The organism is Rhodococcus sp. 14-2483-1-1 (assembly GCF_002259335.1).
GTDB lineage: Bacteria > Actinomycetota > Actinomycetes > Mycobacteriales > Mycobacteriaceae > Rhodococcoides.
Genome location: NZ_NPFX01000011.1, coordinates 136,074 through 157,192, shown reverse-complemented (window position 1 = coordinate 157,192; position 21,119 = coordinate 136,074). Strand labels below are relative to the sequence as shown.

General features: G+C 64.7%; 19 protein-coding genes. 11 read left to right on the top strand and 8 right to left on the bottom strand.

Features of this window, described 5'->3' with window-relative positions:
• Positions 1-2 precede the first annotated feature (2 nt).
• The 3 genes from CH294_RS09510 to CH294_RS09500 all read left to right on the top strand — a co-directional run bounded on the left by CH294_RS09510 (position 3) and on the right by CH294_RS09500 (position 2,747).
• Positions 3-1,472 carry a CCA tRNA nucleotidyltransferase gene (locus tag CH294_RS09510; protein WP_094737763.1) on the top strand — a complete coding sequence of 490 codons (1,470 nt, stop codon included), beginning with the start codon at positions 3-5 and terminating at the stop codon, positions 1,470-1,472.
• Between the two features lie 79 nt (positions 1,473-1,551).
• The gene (locus CH294_RS09505; protein ID WP_094737873.1) at positions 1,552-2,058 is read left to right on the top strand and encodes a sigma-70 family RNA polymerase sigma factor; all 507 of its coding nucleotides are present in this window, start codon (positions 1,552-1,554) and stop codon (positions 2,056-2,058) included.
• On the top strand, positions 2,055-2,747 hold the full coding sequence (locus tag CH294_RS09500) for a zf-HC2 domain-containing protein (protein ID WP_249305192.1): 693 nt from the start codon (positions 2,055-2,057) through the stop codon (positions 2,745-2,747). The genes CH294_RS09505 and CH294_RS09500 overlap by 4 nt, the downstream gene beginning before the upstream one ends.
• Positions 2,748-2,770: 23 nt before the next feature.
• On the opposite strand, the gene CH294_RS09495 is transcribed toward CH294_RS09500, so the two are convergent.
• Positions 2,771-3,172 (bottom strand): cupredoxin domain-containing protein, encoded by a 402-nt coding sequence (locus CH294_RS09495; protein WP_094737762.1) that lies wholly within the window; start codon positions 3,170-3,172, stop codon positions 2,771-2,773.
• A gap of 151 nt (positions 3,173-3,323) precedes the next feature.
• On the opposite strand from CH294_RS09495, the gene CH294_RS09490 reads away from it, so the two are divergent.
• Genes CH294_RS09490 through CH294_RS09475 form a run of 4 tightly spaced genes read left to right on the top strand, consistent with a single transcriptional unit; the run spans position 3,324 to position 7,680 of the window.
• The gene (locus CH294_RS09490) at positions 3,324-4,985 is read left to right on the top strand and encodes a thiamine pyrophosphate-binding protein (RefSeq protein WP_249305191.1); all 1,662 of its coding nucleotides are present in this window, start codon (positions 3,324-3,326) and stop codon (positions 4,983-4,985) included.
• The gene (locus CH294_RS09485) at positions 4,957-5,613 is read left to right on the top strand and encodes an SRPBCC family protein (RefSeq protein ID WP_094737760.1); all 657 of its coding nucleotides are present in this window, start codon (positions 4,957-4,959) and stop codon (positions 5,611-5,613) included. Before CH294_RS09490 ends, CH294_RS09485 begins: the two co-directional genes overlap by 29 nt.
• 1 nt (position 5,614) lies before the next feature.
• Positions 5,615-6,628, top strand: a complete 1,014-nt coding sequence (locus CH294_RS09480) for a 3-oxoacyl-[acyl-carrier-protein] synthase III C-terminal domain-containing protein (RefSeq protein ID WP_094737759.1) — start codon at positions 5,615-5,617, stop codon at positions 6,626-6,628.
• Positions 6,625-7,680, top strand: coding sequence for an aminotransferase class I/II-fold pyridoxal phosphate-dependent enzyme (locus CH294_RS09475; RefSeq protein WP_094737758.1), 1,056 nt, complete (start codon positions 6,625-6,627; stop codon positions 7,678-7,680). The genes CH294_RS09480 and CH294_RS09475 overlap by 4 nt, the downstream gene beginning before the upstream one ends.
• On the opposite strand, the gene CH294_RS09470 is transcribed toward CH294_RS09475, so the two are convergent.
• The 3 genes from CH294_RS09470 to CH294_RS09460 are packed head-to-tail and all read right to left on the bottom strand — an operon-like array spanning position 7,653 to position 11,442.
• Positions 7,653-9,161: a DUF4185 domain-containing protein gene (locus CH294_RS09470; RefSeq protein WP_249305189.1), complete on the bottom strand. Its 1,509-nt coding sequence runs from the start codon at positions 9,159-9,161 to the stop codon at positions 7,653-7,655. The genes CH294_RS09475 and CH294_RS09470 overlap by 28 nt on opposite strands.
• 45 nt (positions 9,162-9,206) lie before the next feature.
• Positions 9,207-10,493, bottom strand: coding sequence for an MFS transporter (locus CH294_RS09465; protein WP_094737756.1), 1,287 nt, complete (start codon positions 10,491-10,493; stop codon positions 9,207-9,209).
• Positions 10,494-10,503: 10 nt separating this feature from the next.
• The gene (locus tag CH294_RS09460; RefSeq protein WP_094737755.1) at positions 10,504-11,442 is read right to left on the bottom strand and encodes an NAD-dependent epimerase/dehydratase family protein; all 939 of its coding nucleotides are present in this window, start codon (positions 11,440-11,442) and stop codon (positions 10,504-10,506) included.
• A gap of 118 nt (positions 11,443-11,560) precedes the next feature.
• Here CH294_RS09460 and CH294_RS09455 point away from each other — a divergent pair, with 118 nt between their 5' ends.
• Positions 11,561-12,250 carry a TetR-like C-terminal domain-containing protein gene (locus tag CH294_RS09455; protein WP_037152590.1) on the top strand — a complete coding sequence of 230 codons (690 nt, stop codon included), beginning with the start codon at positions 11,561-11,563 and terminating at the stop codon, positions 12,248-12,250.
• Positions 12,251-12,336: 86 nt separating this feature from the next.
• Complete coding sequence (locus CH294_RS09450; RefSeq protein ID WP_170944659.1) at positions 12,337-12,954, top strand: YqgE/AlgH family protein; 618 nt, start codon at positions 12,337-12,339, stop codon at positions 12,952-12,954.
• Positions 12,955-13,058: 104 nt separating this feature from the next.
• Here the strand turns inward: CH294_RS09450 and CH294_RS09445 are convergent, their stop codons facing one another.
• From CH294_RS09445 to CH294_RS09430, 4 genes are read right to left on the bottom strand one after another with little or no spacing between them, the layout of a single operon-like run.
• Entirely contained in the window at positions 13,059-14,420 is a 1,362-nt protein-coding gene (locus tag CH294_RS09445) for a glutamate decarboxylase (protein ID WP_094737871.1), read from the bottom strand.
• A 34-nt stretch (positions 14,421-14,454) separates the two neighbouring features.
• Complete coding sequence (locus CH294_RS09440; protein WP_094737754.1) at positions 14,455-15,456, bottom strand: bile acid:sodium symporter family protein; 1,002 nt, start codon at positions 15,454-15,456, stop codon at positions 14,455-14,457.
• Positions 15,457-15,465: 9 nt separating this feature from the next.
• Positions 15,466-16,446 carry a DUF1648 domain-containing protein gene (locus tag CH294_RS09435; protein WP_094737753.1) on the bottom strand — a complete coding sequence of 327 codons (981 nt, stop codon included), beginning with the start codon at positions 16,444-16,446 and terminating at the stop codon, positions 15,466-15,468.
• A 4-nt stretch (positions 16,447-16,450) separates the two neighbouring features.
• On the bottom strand, positions 16,451-16,855 hold the full coding sequence (locus CH294_RS09430) for an SdpI family protein (RefSeq protein ID WP_032402045.1): 405 nt from the start codon (positions 16,853-16,855) through the stop codon (positions 16,451-16,453).
• 68 nt (positions 16,856-16,923) lie between these two features.
• Here CH294_RS09430 and leuS point away from each other — a divergent pair, with 68 nt between their 5' ends.
• Entirely contained in the window at positions 16,924-19,746 is a 2,823-nt protein-coding gene (gene leuS / locus CH294_RS09425; protein WP_094737752.1) for a leucine--tRNA ligase, read from the top strand.
• 89 nt (positions 19,747-19,835) lie between these two features.
• Positions 19,836-21,110 (top strand): lipase family protein, encoded by a 1,275-nt coding sequence (locus CH294_RS09420; protein ID WP_094737751.1) that lies wholly within the window; start codon positions 19,836-19,838, stop codon positions 21,108-21,110.
• Positions 21,111-21,119 lie beyond the last annotated feature (9 nt).

Genomic DNA, 21,119 nt, shown 5'->3' with positions numbered 1-21,119 from the left:
CCGTGGCCGATCAGTCCCTGTCTTCCGTTTCCGCCGAGCAGACCGATGCCCGCCGGGAGAGGTTGCTGGCCGGAGCGGCGGTGACGCTGCGCGAGCTCGCTCCGGTGTTGACTCCGCTCGGTGCTCTGTTCGCGGCCGCCGGGCACGAGCTGTATCTCGTCGGCGGGACGGTTCGCGACGCGGTTCTCGGTCGACTCGGCACCGATCTGGATTTCACCACCGACGCCAGGCCCGAGGACGTGCAGGCGATGCTGTCGGGCTGGGCGGATCATCAGTGGGATACGGGCATCGCGTTCGGCACCATCAGTGCGGCCAAGGACGACCAACAGATCGAGATCACCACCTACCGCACCGATTCCTACGATCAGGTCTCTCGTAATCCCGAAGTGCAGTACGGCAACAGCCTCGAAGAGGATCTCGTTCGACGCGATTTCACGGTCAACGCCATGGCCGTGCGTCTGGGAGCAGACGGCGCACAGGAGTTCGTCGATCCGCTCGGCGGGATGGATGCGCTGCTCGAGGGCGTACTCGACACGCCGTCGGCACCGGAGGTTTCCTTCGGCGACGATCCCCTCCGCATGCTGCGCGCCGCGAGGTTCGTCTCCCAGCTCGGATTTTCACTGATGCCCCGGGTGCACCGGGCCATCGAGGACATGGCGGATCAGATCGACCGGATCACGGCCGAGCGCATCCAGGTGGAGCTGGACAAGCTGATGCTCGGCGCGCACCCGATCGACGGCATCGACGTGATGTGCGAGACGGGGTTGGCGCAGCGGATCATCCCCGAGGTTCCCAACATGAAGCTCGAGATCGACGAGCATCACCAACACAAGGACGTGTATTCGCACTCGCTGACGGTGCTGAAGCAGGCGATCGATCTCGAGGACGGCGATCCGGATCTCGTATTGCGTTGGGCTGCACTGCTTCACGACATCGGCAAGCCCGATACCAAGCGAAACGAGCCGGGTGGTGGAGTGAGTTTCCACCACCACGAGGTCGTGGGCGCCAAGCTGGTGCGAAAGCGTATGCGCGCCTTGAAGTATTCCAAGAAGATGATCGAGGAAGTCTCGCATCTGGTGTTCCTGCATCTGCGATTCCACGGCTACGGCAAGGGTCAGTGGACCGACTCCGCCGTCCGGCGCTACGCCACCGATGCCGGCGAGCTACTTCCCAAGTTGCACAAGCTCGTTCGAGCCGATTCGACCACCAGGAACAAACGCCGCGCGGCCGCGCTGCAGGCGACGTACGACGATCTCGAAGAGCGCATCGCCCGCATCGCCGAGCAGGAGGATCTGGCCCGGGTACGCCCCGATCTCGACGGCAACGCGATCATGGAGTTGCTCGGCATCCCGGCCGGTCCCGACGTGGGCAAGGCATGGAAGTTCCTGAAGGAACTCCGACTCGATCGCGGACCACTCTCCCGCGAGGACGCCGAAGCGGCGCTGCTCGAGTGGTGGCCCACTCGGGCATAGCATCGCGACGCCGAGCTGCGAAACGAAGCGATTCGAACCATCGGGCGGGTTGTACCGTGTGTACCTATCGGAGGTACTCATGCCGCAAGCCCCGACCGATCTGATGCGCCTGCTCTATGCCGAGCACGCCACGTCCGTGTGGCGGTACGCGTTCCGTCTCACGGGTGACCGGAACCGGGCAGACGACGTGACGCAAGAGGTACTGCTTCGTGCGTGGAATCATCGCAAAGTCCTCGACCAAACCGAATCGTCCGCGCGTGCTTGGTTGTTCACGGTAGCTCGCAATCTTGTGTTCGACGAGGGACGAAGCGCCAGATCGCGTCGCGAAGTCGGCATGAGCGAACCACCCGATCGAGGGCAGGAAGACGGATCGGACAGTGCGCTCGACGCATGGCTGATGGCCGATGCGCTCGGTCGTCTCGCGCCCGACCACCGTGCAGTCATCGTGCACAGCTACTACCGGGGAATGTCGACTCGTCAGATCGCGGCCGAACTCGATATCCCGGAAGGCACTGTGAAATCTCGAATGCACTACGGCATGCGCGCACTGCGACTGGCGCTGCAGGAAATGGGGGTGACCCGGTGAATCACGACGAATACGCAATGTGGGACGGCGCTTACGTTCTCGGGGCACTCTCTTCGTCCGAGCGGCGCGAGTTCGAGGATCACCTCAGCGAATGTGCACGGTGCAACACCGCGGTCGCCGAAATCACGGTCCTGCCCGGTCTGCTCGCCGCGGTACCGCGCAGCATTGCTCTTGCCGAGCCCGCATCGCCGCCGTTGCCCACGACTGGGCGAGAAGAGCGTCTGTTCTCCGCTATTCGCGCGCATCGTCGACGTATTCGGTTCCGTGACACTGCTGTCGCCGCCGCTGCTGCCGTGCTGATCGCCGTTCCCGTGGGTGTGTTCGTCCAGCAGTACCCGATCGGCAGCTCCGATCCGGTCGCGAGTGTGCAGCTCGTCGATGTACAGCCGACGGTGATCGATGCCAGCGCCGACGTCACCCCACACTCGTGGGGTACGTCCGTGTCGCTCGAGTGCACGTACACCGTCGACAGCCCCGGGACCGGCGAGCGCTACGGCACCGACACCGAGGAATACGCGCTCACCGTCACCGACACGTCGGGTCGGGTGAGCCGGATTGCGACGTGGATCGGCGCACCCGGGGACACCGTGACGCCGACGGGAACCACCAGCGTCGGCCTGGACGAGATCGCGAGCATCGACGTGCGGGCCACCGACAGCGGCGAGGTCCTGCTGACCGCCCCGGTGTAGAACCGGGGCGGCGCTGCCCTGGCTCAACCGACAGTCAGGACCGCCATCATGTTCGGATGGTATTCGCAATGAAATGCGTACGTCCCCGGCGCCGTCGGTGCCGTGAGTGTTGCAGTCTCGCCGCCGCCCACGTCGACGTCGAACGTGTCGCCGGTATCGGCGGTGACCGAATGTTCGGTGCTGTCACCGTTCCGGATGGTGATCTGCTGTCCCGGTGAGACTCTCGTGGGAACCTGGAAGGCGAAACCCGAGATGACGATGTCCGCAGAACCGACACTCACTTCCGACGTGGAGACCGGCATCGACATCGACATCGACATCGAGGGTGCAGGCGCAGCGGACTCGGGCGACGCACCGCTGCCGCATCCTGCGAGCAGAAGCCCTGCACCGGCAAGGGTGATTACTGCTGCGTTCTTGGCGAACATGTCGACCTCCGAAGAATGGTGAAAGCAAGCGAAACTAGCTACCTGTACACACGATTTCGCACGCACCTCGGTTCGATTTCGTATCGATGAACCATTTCTCGTCCCGTCTCGTGTGTATGTCGACGAGCTATTGGGGGCGCGAGAAATGTCGGTGCACAGCAGAACTACACGAGCAGCGGATCACCTGGTCGAGGCGCTCGCCGATCTGGGCGTGGAACACATTTTCGGGGTGAGTGGGGCCAACATCGAGGATGTCTTCGATGCGATTCAGCATTCTTCTCGGATGAATTCGATTGTGGCCAAACATGAATTCGGAGCCGCCACGATGGCAGACGGCTATGCCCGAACATCGAAACGGATCGGAGTCGTGGCCGCGACGTCGGGGGGTGGAGCCGTCAATCTCGTGGCGGGCCTTGCGGAGTCGTATGCGTCGAACATTCCGGTTCTGGCACTGGTCGGTCAACCGCCGACGGCGCAGGAGGGGCAGGGTGCGTTCCAGGATTCGAGTGGTCGAGCCGGCTCTCTCGACGCCAGGGCACTGTTCGCAGAAGTCAGCGCCTATTGCGCGAGGGTGCGCAGCGCCGCCGAACTCGAGGCCCGTCTGACGGAGGCGCTGACCGCCATGCGCGCCGGCAAGCCTGCAGTACTTCTGCTACCGAAAGATGTTCTGCAACAGCAGTGTCCCCCGTTCCTTCTGCAGTATCTTCCCGCCGCACCGACGGTTCCGAAGCTGACGTCGATCGCCCGACGCATCGACGCGGCCCGTGGAGGGATAACCGCGATCGTGGGCGATGGTGTTGCCCGTTCCGATGCGCGAGCAGCACTGAACGGCCTGCTCACCGTGCTCGGGGCGAAGATTGCGGTCACCCCCGACGCGAAGGACACCGTCGATCCACAATGGCCCGGGTACCGGGGCGTTTCAGGAGTCATGGGCGGTCCCGATATCGAAGCAGCACTGCGAGATTCGGCGCTGTGCCTGCTCATAGGAACCCGCCTGCCACTGATGGCCCGAGCCGGCCTCGACGACGCGTTGGCGGTCATGGATGTCTGCAGTATCGGAGCGGCTCCGCCCTATGTCGCTGCGACGCACGTGAGCACCGATGATCTCGGCACCGCACTCCACGAACTCACGCTGTCCATCACGCCGCACGTTCCGCCGTCGAGTACGCCGGTAGTCCGAGCACTGAGGGTGCCGTCGATGAACGGCAAGGGACTTCGGTATCGAGATGCGGTGGATCTCGTGGCAGCGGCGGTGGGATCCGATGCCGATGTGTTCGCCGACGCCGGAAATACCGGTGCTGCCGTCGTGCACCACCTCGATGTCGGCGTCGACTCCAGATTCGTCGTAGCCCTGGGCATGGGCGGCATGGGGTACAGCTTCGGCGGTGCCATCGGATCTTCTCTGGCCCGTCGACGGCGAACATTCGTGATCGCCGGTGACGGGGCGTTCTACATGCACGGTATGGAAATACACACCGCGCTCGAGTACAACGCTCCCGTCACCTTCGTGGTGTTCAACAACAACGCGCACGCCATGTGTGTCACCCGTGGACAGGTACTTCCCGGCGCGGTGAACGACGGAAACCGTTTCACACCCGCGTCGATCGCCTCGGGTCTCGGCACCATGTTTCCGACGTTGCGCACCTACTGCGCCACGGATTCCACGCAGCTCGTATCCGCTTTCGCGTCGTGCATCGGACTCGACGGGCCCTGCGTCGTCGAAGTTCTCTGTGACGCAGACGAACTCCCCCCATTTGCTCCGTTCCTCGACAATCAGGAGAATCATGAGCTCACGCCTGCCAGCACTCACTGATCTACCCGGCGACATCGACGGATTGACACGAATCGAAACCTCCGATCGGGCGACGACCACTCCGATCATCCTCGACATGCTGCGCTCGGTGTATCCCCACGATCAAGTGTTCGGAAAGTACTGCACCGTAGAGGAATACATCGACGCACCACCCGCCGAGGTCTATCGATACCTGTCCGACACCCGCAGCCTGGAGGAATGGACGTACAGCCTCCGCGGGTTCACCCCGGTCGACGAGCCGGGCCTGTGGCTGGCCTACGACCGGCTCGGCGACGCTACCGAGATCTACACCCGCACCGTAGCCAACCCCGAATCCATGACCGTGGACTACCACTGCGCGTGGGACCAGGGGAAGCATCTCTGGATGGTGTATCTGATGCGGGTTGTCGATGCTCGGATCGTCCTGAACAAGCCTGGCTCGGTGGTGTTGTGGACCAACTGTCATCACCCCTTCTACGACGAGAATCCGTATCCGGAAACCGCCCCTCCGCAACGCACACCGTGGGTCGGCGACTTCTGGGACATGTTCGCGGCGGGCCACATGCTCGAGATGCAGAACCTCAAGGCCATCTGTGAGTACCGCAGCGCCCATGGTCTGCCGCTGACGCCGGCGTGGATGGGTGAGTGACATGGATACCGTCAGTCTGATCGACATTGCCGGATACCTGCCCGAGAACCGCGTTCCGGCAGAATTTTTCGCCCAATTCGCAGGCACCGATCGGTTGGCCGAGAACATCATGTTCCGATCTCCGCGGTTCCGGCACCATGTGGCTCCGGACGAATCGGCCGTGGACATGGCCGAACGAGCGGTGGCGCCGATCAGTGCGCGGCAGGGTTCGGATGCCGTCGCTTCGGTGGACATTCTCATCACACACACGCAGTTACCCGATCTGCCGATCCTCGGCACGGGGGGAGAACTGGCGAGACGCATCGGGCTCTCTCCCGAGTGGGTCATCGATCTGCACAACGGTGGATGCGCGTCGTTCGTCTACATGATCAAACTTGCTCGGCAGATCATGCAGACGTCCTCGGCGACATCGGCACTGATCGTGAACGTCCAGAACAGTGCGGGCCAGATATTCGTGCAGCCCGACGTCGTGTCGCTGTCTCAGGCCAGCGTGCCAGGGGACGGTGCTGCGGCCGCGCTGCTCACGAAATCGACAGCGGGGCCGGTTCTCGGAATCACCTGCCGTACGTATCCCGAGTACGCAGGTGACATGACGACAGCCGTCGATCCACCACGCAAGTACTGGGAGCCGGGCACCGGTCAGATTCACGTGGGCTTCACCGAATCCAAGATCACCAAGGTTCTCGCCCGCGGCAACCGTCTGGTTCCCGAGGTGGCCCTGTCCGTATGTTCGCAGATCGGCGTGCGGACCGAGGCGATCGACGCGTTCGTCACCAATCAACCGAATCGACTGTTTCTCCGCAATTGGCGTGACGCCTTGGAGCTTCCCGAGGATCGGCATCCCGACTCGTTCGACGAGTGCGGAAACCTCTTCGGAGCGGGCATTCCGGTCACGCTCGACATCGAGAATCGAGCTGGACGCATCCCGAACGGATCGCTCGTCATGATGGCCGGATTTGCGCACGCGGGAGACTTCGCGGGGGCGGCTGCTGTGCGCTGGGGTGCGGCGTCGTGACCACTCTTGCCGACCCCGAGCTTCATAGATTCGCGTTGGGTCTGAGCGAGAACCCCTTTGCGCCTTTGCCTTCGGTCATAGCCGCGTTGGATCGGTCAGCGCGCTGCGCGAACCGCTATCCCGAGTTTCTGCCCAATGCGCTCGCCGAGATCATCGCCGAACACGAGGAGATCGATTCGGGTCAGGTGGTCGTCGGGGCCGGGGCCACCGGCGTGGCATTGCAACTACTGCGTGCACTGACCGAACCGGGAAGAACCATCGTCTTCGCGACACCGACGTTCGACGGTTACCCCATCCTCGCCCGAATGTGCGGACTCGGCCTCGAGGCAATTCCCCTGCAGGACGACGGTCAGCAGGACCTCGATCGCATGCTGAGGGCTGTGGACGATCGGACGAGCGCGGTGATCGTGTGCCGCCCCCACAATCCGACCGGGACTGTGCTGCCGACGAACACCCTGCTCGAGTTCGTCGAGCAGATTCCGAAGCACGTACCGGTGATTCTCGACGAGGCCTACATCGAGTTCGTCTCGGCTGATCTCCGTATGGTCAGCAGGATCCTGATAGCCGATCATCCCAATGTCGTTGTGCTCCGAACCTTCTCGAAGGCGTACGGGTTGGCGGGACTTCGCATCGGATACGCAGTAGCGAGCGCGGAGATTGCCAGACGAATTCGGCTGTTGCAGCTGCCTTTCGGCATGGTCGCCGCCGCGGAGTCCGCAGTCTCGGCATCCTATGCTGCAGCCTCGGAACTGCAGTGCCGCGTCGAGTCCATCGTCGCCGAACGGGAAGGGCTCCGGGCCGCACTGCGGCAACGCGGAATTTTCAGCCCCGCCAGTCATGCGAACTTCCTGTACCTGCCGGGCGCGAACATCGGGGACATGCTCAGCGCCTTCGGTATCGCGTCACGTCGGTACCCGAACGGTGATGCGCGAATCACCGTCGGCGACCCGGTGGCCGGACGTGCAGTTCTCGATGCCGTCGATGCGGGCCTGCGCGGGTGGGATTCCGGCGGTCCCGAACGGAGTCAGGGAAGTTCGGCCTTGACGAGGTAGACGTTGTAGCTGTCCCACTCCGACATGGTGAAGTACAGCTCGTTCGGCGTCGACCAGGGGTGGATGAAGCCGCCGTACGCTTTCGGGTACTCGGCAGTGTCGATCAACGTGCTGGGCGGCGTCCACTCCCCCTGCGGTGAATTCGCTTCTCGCAGGACGATATCGCCGCGAATCGGGTCGAGGTAGGTCATCTGCCAGAGGTCACGGGCCTCGTCGTGATGGACCGACAATTCCCCGGCCATACCGTCGGCGATGGGGGTGGCCTCGTTCGAGTCGACCGGAGCCCAGGTGCCGTTCACCCAGTATTGGTATGCGGTCTTGTTCAGCACGTCCGCTTTCGGGACGCGAGCGAGACCCACCTGCCCGACGCGTCCGTTGACGGTGCCGAACATGTAGACGTACTCCCCCGCCGGGACCATCGTCGACACCTGGAACTTGGAGAAGCCGAAGAGGTTGTCCCACTTGGCATGCTCGTCCTTGACCCAGGTCGACCCGTTGTCGTCCGAGTAGGCGATGCCGCCGTAGTTGGTCCACCACATACCGGGAATCGTGCTCCAGCGCCTGATGGACATGTACGACATGTACTGCCGGTCGTCGATCGCGAAGCCGGAGGTGGGGATGACGGTGGTCTCCCAGTTCTTGATCTTGCGCGAGGGCAGCAATTCGGCTGCGTGACAACGCGAATCCTGCACCATCGAATCGAGGGTCATACCGTCGGAGAGGTCGGTGTCGGTGCTGTGTCCCAGGACGTTCGACCGCGAGTCGTCGCCGCCGACGACGCCGAATTCCCACCCCTTGCCGAAGGAATCACCGAATGCGACGGCGACCTCGCCGGGTTTGCTCTCCCACATGATGCCGAGGTCGGTGCCGTCGACCTGCCAGCGCTTGTCGGTGCGGTTCTCCGATCCCGGCCCGGTCAGCTGCGAGACCACGTCGACATTGCCGACGGCGGGTGCCGCCGGCGGTGGCGTACTCGGACCGGGCTCTGCTGCGGTGACGGCCGGGGCAGGGGGCGGCGTTGCCGGGGCGCCACCGGGGCCGGGGATCGGAATGGGGATGGTTTCGGGCTGTGGGTCGATTTCGATTCGAGGGAAGGGCAGGCGGCCTGCAGATCCAGTCCCCGACGTGGGTGATTCCGCGGGGTCGGTCAGATCGGGGCACGGGTCCGTGCACGGATCGCTGAGCGGATCGGCCTGGACGCGGGTGTTGTTCGGGGCCGGGTCGGGTATCGGGACCAGTTCGAGGGACGGATACGGCACGGGTATCACCAGGCGGTCCGGTAGCGGGGGGAGCTGCGGCGGATTTCCCGGGCCGATGGGTTCGGGTGGATAGTCCTTGGGATCGAATCCTGTTTCGCCGCAGGAATTCACCGGGGGTGGGGGCGCGGCGAAAGCCGGCGGCGCAGCAAGGACGGCTGTTCCCGCGGCAACCGCGAAGATACAGCCGAGCGATGTTGTCCGGCCGTACATGTGGTTCCCCATTCCTCCGACGAAACCTCCCGGTCCGATACGGAAAGGTACACCACGTCAGCGGCGTGCGCGCCTGCTGACGAGGGCCACTGCGACCAATCCGAGGGCGTAGAGGCCCGCTCCGGCGAACACCAGCGCATGCGCAGTGGGATCCTGGCTCAGATCGGTGGTGGTGGGCCCGACGGCGAATGCCGCCGCGGCCAGAGCGCCGACGAACGCGATGTTGAAGACAGTGTCCTGCAGGGCGAACACCCGCCCGCGATGGGCATCGTCGATCTCGATCTGCATGGCGGCGTCACCGCTGAGTTTGACGGTCTGCCCGGCGATCCCGAGAAAGAAGGCCCCGATCAGCAGGCTGTTCTGCGTCAGGCCGGAGACGGCTCCGAGCTGGGCCGCGATGGCAAGGACGAGGGCCGTGGCGATCGTAGGGGTCCGTCCGAACCGTGGAACGACGAACGGGGTGATGACGGCCGCGAGGAACATGCCGACGGCCGTGGCACCGACGGCTATCCCGAAGCCCGCGAGCCCGCCGGGCAAAGTGCTCGCGGTGGCCTCGCGCAGAACCAACACCATGATCAGCGTGTTGATGCCGAACACCACGCGGTGTGCGCCGATACCGATCATCGCGGCCGTCACCCCGGGCGCTCGCCACACGGCGAGAGCACCCGACTTCAGCCCGGCAGCAACATCTTCCACAGGATTGTCGGTTCGGATCCCTGTGCCCGGTCCCAGTGACCGTGGTCGGAAGCGGGCCGCCGCGATCGCCCCGACGATCGAGCCGGTGGCGGCGACACCCACGGCGACACCCGAGCCGAGATCGCCGGCACCGACAATGCTGATCACGGCGACGGCGAGACCGGCACCGGCGGCCGCGAAACCGGACCCGACGGTGGCCAATACCGAGTTCATCGGGACCAACCACGACTGCCGAACCACGTGGGGCAGAGAGGCAGAGGCCCCGGCCAGGACGAATCTGCTCAGCCCGACGGTGGCCAGCGCCAACAGCAACAACGGCGTCGCGTCGACTCCGGCGCACAGCAGGATGGCAGTAGCCATGATCAGAACGATGCGAACGATGTTCGCCCACAACAGGACCGATCGTCGGTCCCAGCGATCCAGAAGGGCTCCGGCGAATGGCCCGACCAACGAATACGGTACGAGTAGCACCGCAAATCCGGCCGCGATCTCGGCCGGATTCGTCGCGCGCTCGGGATTGAACAGGATCGCCCCGCTCAGTGCCGCCTGAAACAATCCGTCGCCGAACTGACCGGCGAACCGAATGGTGGTGAGCTTGCCGACTCCCGGGGACCGACGTAGGCGGGTACGGAAGGAGTCGTCGTTCACCGAGGGGACTCTAGTTGCCGCTGGCCACCGCAGGAACCGCAGCCTTCCACCACGCCATCGTTGCGGCGGTGCCGTCGGCGAGTGAGGTGGGTTCGAGTCCCAGAATCGCCTCGCTGCGGCTCGAGTCGAGGACGTAGGGGTACCGGAACTGGTAGAGGGTGTCGCCGAGTTCCTTCATCGGCCCTGGCACGACGCTCAGTGTCCGCATCACCCAGGCCGGAATGGTGCCTACCTTGGGAGTGGGCACGTGGGCTGCGGCGGAGAACATCTCGATCATCGACCGCTGCGATACTGCGGGAGCGGTAGGTGCGTGCAGGACGATGTTCCAGGTCGTCGGTGACGCAGCGGCGGTGATCATCGACGCGGCGAGATCCGGTACGTAGGTGAACGAGTGGGGTAAGTCCGCGGAGGCGATGACGCGGATCGTCTTGCCGGCCAGGATGGGCGCGATCACCCTCTCACCCATGTGGGACGTCATGACGCGAGGCCCGTAGAAGTCCGAGGCAGCGACGCTGACGGTAGGAGTCGAGTGCTTCTCGCGAGCCGCCAGAAGCTGTGTACGCACACCCAGCTTGCGGTAGGTGGCGTTGCGGGGAGTGTCCTCGCGGATCGGACCGTCGACTCGGCCGTAGGCGTACAGACTCTCGGGGAACGCGACGATCGTGCCCGCGGCCGCGTCGAGCACTCGCTTTTCCATCGCTTCGAGCTTGTCCCGCCAGACCGTGTTCTCGTAGGCGGCGTGGGTGCAGTGGTAGATGGCGGTGGCCCCGCTCAGATGGGGTCGAAGATCGTCGGATTCGATGTCGACGGCGCGGCGCTCGATCATCGGATGATCGGGTCCGCTACCGGACCGGGTCAGAACCCGCACCGAATGGCCCTGTGCGGCAAGTTGTTCGGCAACGGTCCAGCCGACGGGCCCGGCTCCGGTGACGACGTGTAGTTCGGCCATGATGTGCTCCCTTTCCTGAAAACGAGAGCGGTGCTCTCTGTTGAAACGAGTGTGCACCCCTGGTGTCGAAAAAGCAAGAGCAGTGCTCTCACACAAGAGCAGCAGTTACAGTGAGCTCATGGCGAGCACCCCCCGCACCCGAGCCCGCGCGCAGACCCTGGCCGACATCACCCGTATCGGGCGCGATCATCTGGCCGCCGGTGGCGCGGCCGCGTTGTCCTTGCGCGCCGTCGCGAGGGACCTCGGCGTCGTGTCCTCCGCGGTGTACCGGTACGTCTCGAGCCGGGACGAATTGCTGACCCTGCTCGTCGTCGACGCGTACACCGAACTCGGGGACACCGTCGACGCTGCGGTGGCCGCCGCCGACGGACCGAGAGAGAAGTTCCTGGCACTCGGCCGGACGGTGCGGCAGTGGGGATTGCGAGAGCCGGCACGGTATGCGTTGCTGTTCGGCAGCCCGGTACCCGGCTACCACGCTCCCGCGGAGCAGACCACCGGGCCGGGCACCCGCGTGATCACCGCCCTGGTCCAGGTCCTCGACTCCGCCTGGGCGGATGCCCGGCCCGCCGCCCCGACCGACGTGTCGGCACCGGCATCGCTGCACGGCAGCTTCGAGGAGATCCGCCGGGAGATGGGAACAGACTTGCCCGACGAGCTGATGGCTCGGGGAGTGATGGTGTGGGCGTCGCTGTTCGGCGCGATCAGCTTCGATGTGTTCGATCAGTACGGTGCCACGACATTCGCCAGCAGGGACGACTTGTTCGAATATCAGCTGGGATTGTTGACGAAGATCGCGGGGCTCGAGTAGGAGCAGGGCGGGAGTGGAGCCTGCGGAACGACCCATCGGGACTGGCCGCATCGCTTGCGCCACATCCGGCGGTGCGCGGTGCCACAATGGCTACCGTGGCAACGCATGCGGAGGAACCCGAGGACCAGACGGCGTCGGCGTTGCGCGATGTCCGGCCCGGCAGTCTGTTGGTGTCGTCGATCGAGCTCGTCGAGCCCACGTTTCGACGCACTGTCATTTACATCATCGAACACAACGATGCCGGCAGCCTGGGTGTCGTCATCAATCGTCCCAGTGAGACCGCCGTGCAGAACGTGCTGCCCGACTGGTCCGAGCTGGCAGCCAAGCCGCAGGCGCTGTACGTCGGTGGTCCGGTCAAACGCGATTCGGCACTGTGCCTGGCGACGCTGCGGACCGGCGTCTCGATCGATGGCGTTCCCGGATTACGCCGCGTCGACGGCCGAGTGGTGATGGTCGATCTCGATTCCGATCCCGCCGATATCGCCCCACTGATCGAGGGTGTGCGGGTGTTCGCCGGATACTCGGGCTGGACGTTCGGTCAACTCGAAGGCGAGCTGGACCGCGAGGACTGGATGGTGTTGTCTGCCTTGCCATCCGATGTGATCGGCCCGCCGCGCATCGATCTGTGGGCACACGTGTTGCGTCGTCAGCCGATGCCGTTGGCGTTGCTCGCGTCCCATCCGATCGACGTCGACCGGAACTGAGCGGCTGCGCCGCACGTGCGCGGCAGTGCCTTCGGGTCGTTCCGCAGGCTCCACTCCCGCCTCGTAGCAGGGGTCGACTTTCCGCTCACATGCGACGGAGCCGCTCAATGAGCGAACGCCTGCGCGGTCGAGTGTCCGCCCGACTTCAAGCCATCGATCACTTCATCGATGGCAATACACAGCATGCGACCGAGATCCGCGCTGAAACCCTCTCGAACAACGACTCTGAGTACCGCAACGTCGGTGGCGTTGTCGGGCATCGTGTATGCCGGTACCTGCCAACCGCGGGCGCGCAGCTCGTGGGACACGTCGAACACGGTGAAGTCGCAGTGATCCTTCAGCATGAACGAGAGCACGGGGATGGCCGATCCATCGGTGATCACCTCGATGTCCGGGTGCTTCTCGAGGTGTCGGCTGACGCGAACAGCGGTGTCGCGCAACGCCTTCATGATGTCGGTGTAGCCGGAGCGGCCCAGACGCAGGAAGTTGTAGTACTGACCGATCACCTGGTTGCCCGGCCTGGAGAAGTTCAGTGTGAAGGTGGGCATGTCGCCGCCGAGGTAGTTCACGCGGAACACCAGGTCCTCCGGGAGGTCTTCCTTGGTTCGCCAGACGGCGAATCCGATTCCCGGATAGGTCAATCCGTACTTGTGCCCACTGGCATTGATGGACTTGACCCGAGGCAACCTGAAGTCCCATTCGAGCTCCGGATACAGAAACGGAACCACGAAGCCGCCGCTGGCGGCGTCCACATGGACCGGTACGTCCGGCCCACCGCCGTCGGCGATCTCGTCGAGTGCAGCGCAGATTTCCTGTACCGGTTCGAGTTCTCCGGTGAACGTGGTGCCGAGGATCGCGACGACGCCGATGGTGTTCTCGTTCACCGCGTCTCGAACCTGCTCCGGGGTGATGACGTAGCGACCGCGCTCGACCGGAAGGTACTTCGGCTCCACGTCGAAGTAGCGGCAGAATTTCTCCCACACCACCTGAACATTGCTTCCCAACACCAGGTTCGGAGTGCCGGTGCCGGCTCCCTTGGCTCGCCAGCGCCACTTGAGCGCCAAGCCGGCCAACATGACGGCCTCACTGGATCCGATGGTGGAGACCCCGGTGGCCGACGACGGGTCCTCCCGGTCGAGTCCGGGGGCATGGAACAGATCGGCGACGATGTTGACGCAGCGTTCCTCGATGGCTGCGGTGGACGGATACTCGTCCTTGTCGATCATGTTCTTGTCGAACGTCTCCGCCATGAGCTTCTCGGCCTGGGGATCCATCCAGGTGGTGACGAACGTCGCCAGATTGAGGCGCGAGCTGCCGTCGAGCATCAGTTCGTCGTGGATGTAGCGGTAGGCCGCGTCGGGGTCGAGTTGCTCCTCGGGAAGCCGCAGTGCGGGAACAGGATTGGTGGCCAGTCGGCCGGTGTAGGCCGCCGAGACGACACCGTCGGTGTGAAGTTTCCTGGTCATCGTCTTCTCCCCATCGCCTCGAGTGACACCCAATCTAGTCCGCCGCGGAGGCCGCCGGGCTCGGTTCCGATTCCGGTCGCCGAGCGAAGCGCTGAGCGATCACGGTGCACACCATCAGCTGGATCTGGTGGAAGAGCAACAACGGCAACACGATCAGTCCGACGGGTTGTCCGACGAACAGCACCGCGGCCATCGGCAGGCCGCTTGCCAGGCTCTTCTTGGACCCGCAGAACAGCAGCACCAGTCGATCCTCGAGGGGAAAGCCGAACCATTTGCCCGTGTACCAGGTGATCGTCAGCACGACGGCGAGCAGCACAGCGCACACCGCGACCACGACGGCGATGCGCCACACCGCCACCGAGGACCACACGTGCTGGTTCATCGACTCGCTGAATGCGGCGAAGACGACCAACAGGATGGAGCCTCGGTCGACGAGCTTCGTCGGAGCGCTGTGCCGCGTCAACCATCCCGTCACCCATGGCCGGATCAACTGACCGACGGCGAACGGCAGCAACAGCTGGACCACGATGTCGAGGATGGAGCCCGGATCGATGCTCACCGATCCGGTGGTGGTCATCAACGCGATCACCAGCAGCGGGGTGACGAACACTCCGATGATGTTGGAGAACGACGCACTCACCACGGCACCGGCGACGTTGCCGCGGGCGATGGAGGTGAAGGCGATCGAGGACTGCACCGTCGAGGGAACGAGACAGAGAAACAGCACACCCGTGTAGAGGTCGTCGCTGATCAATCCGGGTTCGAGTATCCGCAGAGCCAGGCCGAGCGCGGGGAACAGCAGATAGGTCGACGCCAGGATCACCGAGTGCAGCCGCCAGTGCTTGATGCCGTCCCATGCATCTCGCGGCGACAACCTCGCACCGTAGATGAGAAACAGCAGCGCAATGGCGATCCGCGTGACCCAGCCCAGCACGTCCTCGGCCGTGCCCGTCGCCGGGAAGATGCTCGCCAGTACCGCCACTGCGAAGATGCTCAGCAGGAAGGGATCCAGCACGGTATCCCGCAACAACTTCACTCGGCTAACTTAATCCACCGTTGCGCTGCGAGTGCGGGCGGTCAAGGTGTTCAGGGTGCCTGCGATCGTGTCGGCCTGGGCGGAACCGATGGTGAGCCGGTCACCGTTGGCGAAGGTGACGAAGGCTGCGGGGCCCGCTTCGGTAGCGACGGCGTAATTCCCGCGCCCCTTGGCCCGCAGACCCCAACCGCCGAAGTCCTTACCCGGATCGACGGTCCGCACCGATGCACCGGTGATCTCGTCGATGTCGTAGTCGAATGCCGCCATGCCCAGGCTGGACACATAGAGCCCGTCGCTGTCGATGTGCACGGTGAAGCGCAGCAGCGACAGAATCAGAATCGTCAGCGGCACGAAGAGAAAGATCGGCCACGGCGAGCTGGTCAGGTAACACGTCAACGCGGCTCCGGCCAGAGAGACCACTACGACGGTGATCCCGGCGACGCGACTGGCACCGATGCGGACCACCAGAGGTAGCTCGGGATTGCAGCGTGGGAGATCGGCATGCGGCGCAGAGGTGGCGACGACGCGTTCGCGGTGGTCACGCAGCCTGGACGCACCGAACAGCCCAGCGGCGAATCCGATGACGGTGCCCATCGCGATGGCCCAGCCCGGGATGGTGACGCTCTGGCCGGACGAGAGGTCCAACTCCCGCGTCAGGGTCGCAATCTGGAGAACGCCGATCATCCCGACGACGGTGAGTCCGATGACGAGCATCGTTCGGCGCATGATCAGCAGCACCCGAGCCAGCGACGCGACGGCGCTGCACCCGCCTCCCACCAGCACGATCACGATCGCGAGCGTCCAGGCATTGGAGAGTGGATCGGCGAGGTCGTCCGGTTCGGTGCCGCTGAAGTGTGTGGCGACCTGGTCCGGTAGTCGGCCCTGCCACAGGTAGGCCAGGACGAGAACCAGGGCAGCAACGACGAGCGGTCCGAGAACACCGAAGACCACTCCAGCGGGGTCGAACGTGCGTGCAGCTCTCGCTTTCATCTGCTCAGCTCGGCTGGCAGGCGTCCTTGAGGCTGCACGAGATGCACGACTGTCCGCATCCGTCCGCCTCGGCGGGTGCAGGTACGGCCGCTGCGGCGCGGGCCCCGATGGATCCGCCGGCCGCAGCGATGAACAGTGCGGCCACGAGGGCAACGACGACTGCGACGACGGCCGATACTCCGCTCAACGCAACCGCGGCCACTGCGCCGAGGGCCAGCACCAGTGCCGATGCCGCGGTGGTCGGCCCGGCGACGCGATTGGCGAGAACGAACGTCTCGTCGTCGCGCATGGCCTCGGTGGTGCGAACACCGGCGAAACGGTTACGCGGGAGCCGACCCAGCAGCGACAGCGCAGCGACAGCGCCGACGACGAGGGCGAGCACGAACAACACAACCGAGACGATGACCACCTCGCCAGGATACGGCGCAGCGAGGTCCTGGTACCAGGCGGGCCGCGTCACACTTTAGGCTGGTCGACGTGACCGATTCCGTTGACGCATCCACCGAGTCCGTTCCCGAACACCGCTATACCGCGGAGCTCGCCGGGCAGATCGAGGAGCAGTGGCAGGACCTGTGGGAGACCCAGGGCACCTTCGACGCGCCCAACCCGGTCGGCACGCTCGCCGGAGACGTCCCGAAAGACAAGCTGTTCGTCCAGGACATGTTCCCGTATCCGTCGGGCAGCGGCCTGCACGTCGGCCATCCCCTCGGTTACATCGCCACCGACGTCTTCGCGCGCTACCACCGCATGCAGGGACGCAACGTGCTGCACGCGCTGGGGTACGACGCGTTCGGATTGCCCGCCGAGCAGTACGCGGTGCAGACCGGCACGCACCCGCGCAGCACCACCGAGGACAACATCGTCAACATGCGACGCCAGTTGCGCCGTCTGGGCCTCGGGCACGATCGTCGACGGTCCCTGGCGACGACGGACGTCGACTTCTACCACTGGACACAGTGGATCTTTCTGCAGATCTTCAATTCGTGGTTCGACACGGACCTCGGTAAAGCGCGGCCCATCTCGGAACTGGAGGCGGCCTTCGCCTCGGGTGAGCGGACTTTGGACGACGGCCGCTCTTGGGAGTCGCTGACCGTCGGCGAGCGCCGTGAGGTGATCGACGGCTTCCGTCTGGTGTACGAGTCCAACTCGATGGTCAACTGGTGCCCCGGTCTGGGTACGGTGCTTGCCAACGAAGAGGTCACCGCCGACGGACGCAGCGATCGCGGCAACTTCCCGGTGTTCCGAAAGAACCTGCGGCAGTGGATGATGCGAATCACCGCGTACTCCGACCGCCTGGTCGACGACCTCGAGTACCTGGATTGGCCCGAGAAGGTCAAGACCATGCAGCGCAACTGGATCGGACGCTCCCGCGGTGCGCAGGTCTCGTTCTCCGGCATCGAGGTGTTCACCACTCGCCCCGACACCCTGTTCGGCGCGACCTACGTGGTACTCGCCCCCGAGCACGATCTGGTCGACGGGCTGATCGCTCCCGAGTGGCCGGCGGACGTCTCCGACAAGTGGACCGGCGGTGCCGCGACTCCCGCGGAAGCCGTTGCGGCATACCGGGCGTCGATCGCCGCCAAGTCCGATCTGGAGCGGCAGGAGAACAAGGAGAAGACCGGCGTCTTCATCGGTGCCTACGCGACGAACCCGGTGAACGGTGAGCAGGTGCCGGTGTTCATCGCCGATTACGTGCTGACGGGCTACGGCACCGGTGCGATCATGGCCGTACCCGGCCACGACGCGCGTGACTGGGAATTTGCGACGGCATTCGGTCTGCCTGTGCGAGAGGTCATTTCGGGCGGCGACGTCACCGAGGCGGCGTACGTCGGCGACGGTGCGCTCGTGAACTCCGACTTCCTCGACGGCCTGCCGGTCGACGAGGCCAAGGCCGCCGTCATCGCACGCCTGGAAGCGGACGGCACCGGCCGCGGCACCATTCAGTACAAGCTGCGCGACTGGCTGTTCGCGCGCCAGCGCTACTGGGGCGAGCCGTTCCCGATTGTCTGGGACGCCGAGGGCAACCCGCACGGCTTGCCGGATTCCGCTCTGCCGGTGGAACTTCCGGAGATCGAGAACTACGCCCCGGTGTCGTTCGACCCGAACGACGCCAGCTCCGAGCCGTCCCCACCACTGGCCAAGGCCGACGAGTGGGTCAACGTCGAGCTCGATCTGGGCGACGGACTGCAGACCTACACCCGCGACACCAACGTCATGCCGCAGTGGGCCGGCAGCTCCTGGTACCAGCTGCGCTACGTCGACCCCACCAACTCCGAGGCCTTCGCGGACCCGGAGAACGAAAAGTACTGGGTCGGGCCGCGTCCGGAGATCCACGGACCCAACGATCCGGGCGGGGTCGATCTCTACGTGGGTGGCGTCGAGCATGCGGTGTTGCACCTGCTGTACTCGCGCTTCTGGCACAAGGTGTTGTTCGATCTGGGTCACGTCAGCTCGAGCGAGCCGTACCGTCGCCTGTACAACCAGGGCTACATCCAGGCCTATGCCTACACGGACGCGCGTGGGGTCTACGTACCCGCGGCCGAGGTGATCGAACGCGACGGCGGTTACTTCTACCAGGACCAGCCCGTCAACCGTGAGTACGGGAAAATGGGTAAGTCACTGAAGAACTCGGTCTCCCCCGACGAGATCTTCGCCGAGTACGGTGCCGACACCCTGCGGTTCTACGAGATGTCGATGGGCCCGCTGGACACCTCTCGGCCGTGGGCGACGAAGGACGTCGTCGGCGCGCAGCGGTTCTTGCAGCGCGTCTGGCGACTGGTGCTCGACGAGGTGACCGGCGAGGTCCGCGTCACCGATGCCAAGCCCACCGAGGACACGCTGCGAGTGCTCAACCGAGTGATCGATGGCGTGCACGCGGATTACGCTGCGCTGCGCGACAATACGGCCGGTGCCAAGTTGATCGAGCTGACCAACCACATCACCAAGGCCTACCCCGACGGTGCCCCGCGCGGGGTCGTCGAACCGCTGATCCTGATGCTGGCTCCTTTGGCTCCGCACCTGTCCGAGGAGCTGTGGGGCAAGCTGGGTCACGAGAAGTCGTTGGCGCACGGGCCATTCCCGCGCGTCGAGAAGAAGTGGCTCGTCGCCGATACCGTCGACTACCCCATCCAGGTCAACGGCAAGGTACGCAGCCGCATCACCGTCTCTGCCGATGCAACGAAGGACGACGTCGAAAAGACGGCTCTGGCGGACGAGAAAATCGCGGCCCTGCTCGACGGCAAGGCCCCGACCAAGATCATCGTGATCCCGGGTCGAATGGTGAACATCGTCCTGAAGTAACCCCCCCGCCTCCGCCGAACTCGAAGTTATGGAAGGAAGTCTGGCGATTTCCGTCCATAACCTCGAGTTCGCGGGGGTTTAATTGTTCCATGTCACTGGCTGGTAGAGGGTTCGCGTTGAGGCTGATGGCCTCCGTCGTACTGCTTCTCGGGTCCGCGTCACTCATGAGTGTGCCTGTTGCACAAGCAGATCCGGGACCCGGCTCACCGGTTCCTGCCGATGATCCGTTCTACGATTGGGACGGCGGCCTGGACGTCTCCCCGGGAACGGTGCTGCGGTCGAGGCCCATGACGTTCCGTACCCCCACCCAGCCGACGCCGATCACGGGTAGCCAGGTTCTCTACAGAACTACCGACCAACAGGGCGACGGTGTCGTCACGGTCGCCACTGTGCTGCGGCCCTTGGTCCCCGGGCCGACGCGGATCGTCTCGTACCACATGGCTTACGACGCCCTCGGCTCCCAGTGCGACCCGTCGTTCACCCTCAGCGGCGGTGCGACGAGCCCCATCGCCAGCGCGGAACAGGCCGTCATTGCCGGCTACCTGGCGGCCGGATACACCGTCGTCGTACCGGATTACGAGGGTGAGGAGCTCGAGTGGACGATCGGGCGGCAGTCGGGCTACGCCGCTCTCGACGGCATTCGTGCGGCTCAGTCCCTCCTGCAGCTTCCGTCGAGCACGCCCGTCGGCATGGTCGGGTACTCCGGCGGATCCGTGCCGACGCAGTGGGGTGCCGAAATTGCCCCCGAGTACGCGCCCGAGCTGAATCTCGTCGGTGTGGCGGCCGGCGGACTGCCGGTCGACCTGGCTCACAACCTTCCGTACGTCAGCGGTAACAAGCAGTGGGCGGGTGTCATCCCGGCACTGATCGTCGCTTACGAGCGTGCCTACGGCTTGGACCTGAACAGCTTCGTCTCCGACTACGGCCTCGAGGTGATCGATCAGGTCGATCAGGAGTGCATCGCCCAGTTCGCCGACGACTACCCGACACTCACCGACGCCTCGATGGTGAAGGCCCCGTACGACTCCCTGCTGGACGTGCCCGAGGTGGTGGCGGCGATCGACGACAACATCATGGGTAGCCAGGGCACTCCTCGGACGCCGATGTTCCTGGCTGTCGGCCATGCCGATCCGATCGGCGACACCATCATGATCACCGGCGACGTGCAGGGACTGGCGTACGCATACTGCGGCCGGGGCGTCGATGTGCAGTACGCACAGTACGACGGCTTGACCCACAGCGAAGCCTTCCCGGTGTTCGAGGCGCAAAGTCTGCAGTTCCTGACAGAGCGGTTTGCCGGTGGGCCGACGCGCAGCAACTGTGTGACCATCCCGCCCGGCAACGCCCTGACACCGACTTCCTGATACAGGCGG

Coding starts and splice junctions, on each gene's coding strand:
- CH294_RS09495 (WP_094737762.1), bottom strand. CDS start 3,172: ATGTTCGCCAAGAACGCAGCAGTAATCACCCTTGCCGGTGCAGGGCTT.
- CH294_RS09455 (WP_037152590.1), top strand. CDS start 11,561: ATGGCGAGCACCCCCCGCACCCGAGCCCGCGCGCAGACCCTGGCCGAC.
- CH294_RS09435 (WP_094737753.1), bottom strand. CDS start 16,446: ATGAAAGCGAGAGCTGCACGCACGTTCGACCCCGCTGGAGTGGTCTTC.
- CH294_RS09485 (WP_094737760.1), top strand. CDS start 4,957: ATGAGCTCACGCCTGCCAGCACTCACTGATCTACCCGGCGACATCGAC.
- CH294_RS09420 (WP_094737751.1), top strand. CDS start 19,836: ATGTCACTGGCTGGTAGAGGGTTCGCGTTGAGGCTGATGGCCTCCGTC.
- CH294_RS09460 (WP_094737755.1), bottom strand. CDS start 11,442: ATGGCCGAACTACACGTCGTCACCGGAGCCGGGCCCGTCGGCTGGACC.
- CH294_RS09470 (WP_249305189.1), bottom strand. CDS start 9,161: ATGGGGAACCACATGTACGGCCGGACAACATCGCTCGGCTGTATCTTC.
- CH294_RS09450 (WP_170944659.1), top strand. CDS start 12,337: ATGGCTACCGTGGCAACGCATGCGGAGGAACCCGAGGACCAGACGGCG.
- CH294_RS09505 (WP_094737873.1), top strand. CDS start 1,552: ATGCCGCAAGCCCCGACCGATCTGATGCGCCTGCTCTATGCCGAGCAC.
- CH294_RS09480 (WP_094737759.1), top strand. CDS start 5,615: ATGGATACCGTCAGTCTGATCGACATTGCCGGATACCTGCCCGAGAAC.
- CH294_RS09445 (WP_094737871.1), bottom strand. CDS start 14,420: ATGACCAGGAAACTTCACACCGACGGTGTCGTCTCGGCGGCCTACACC.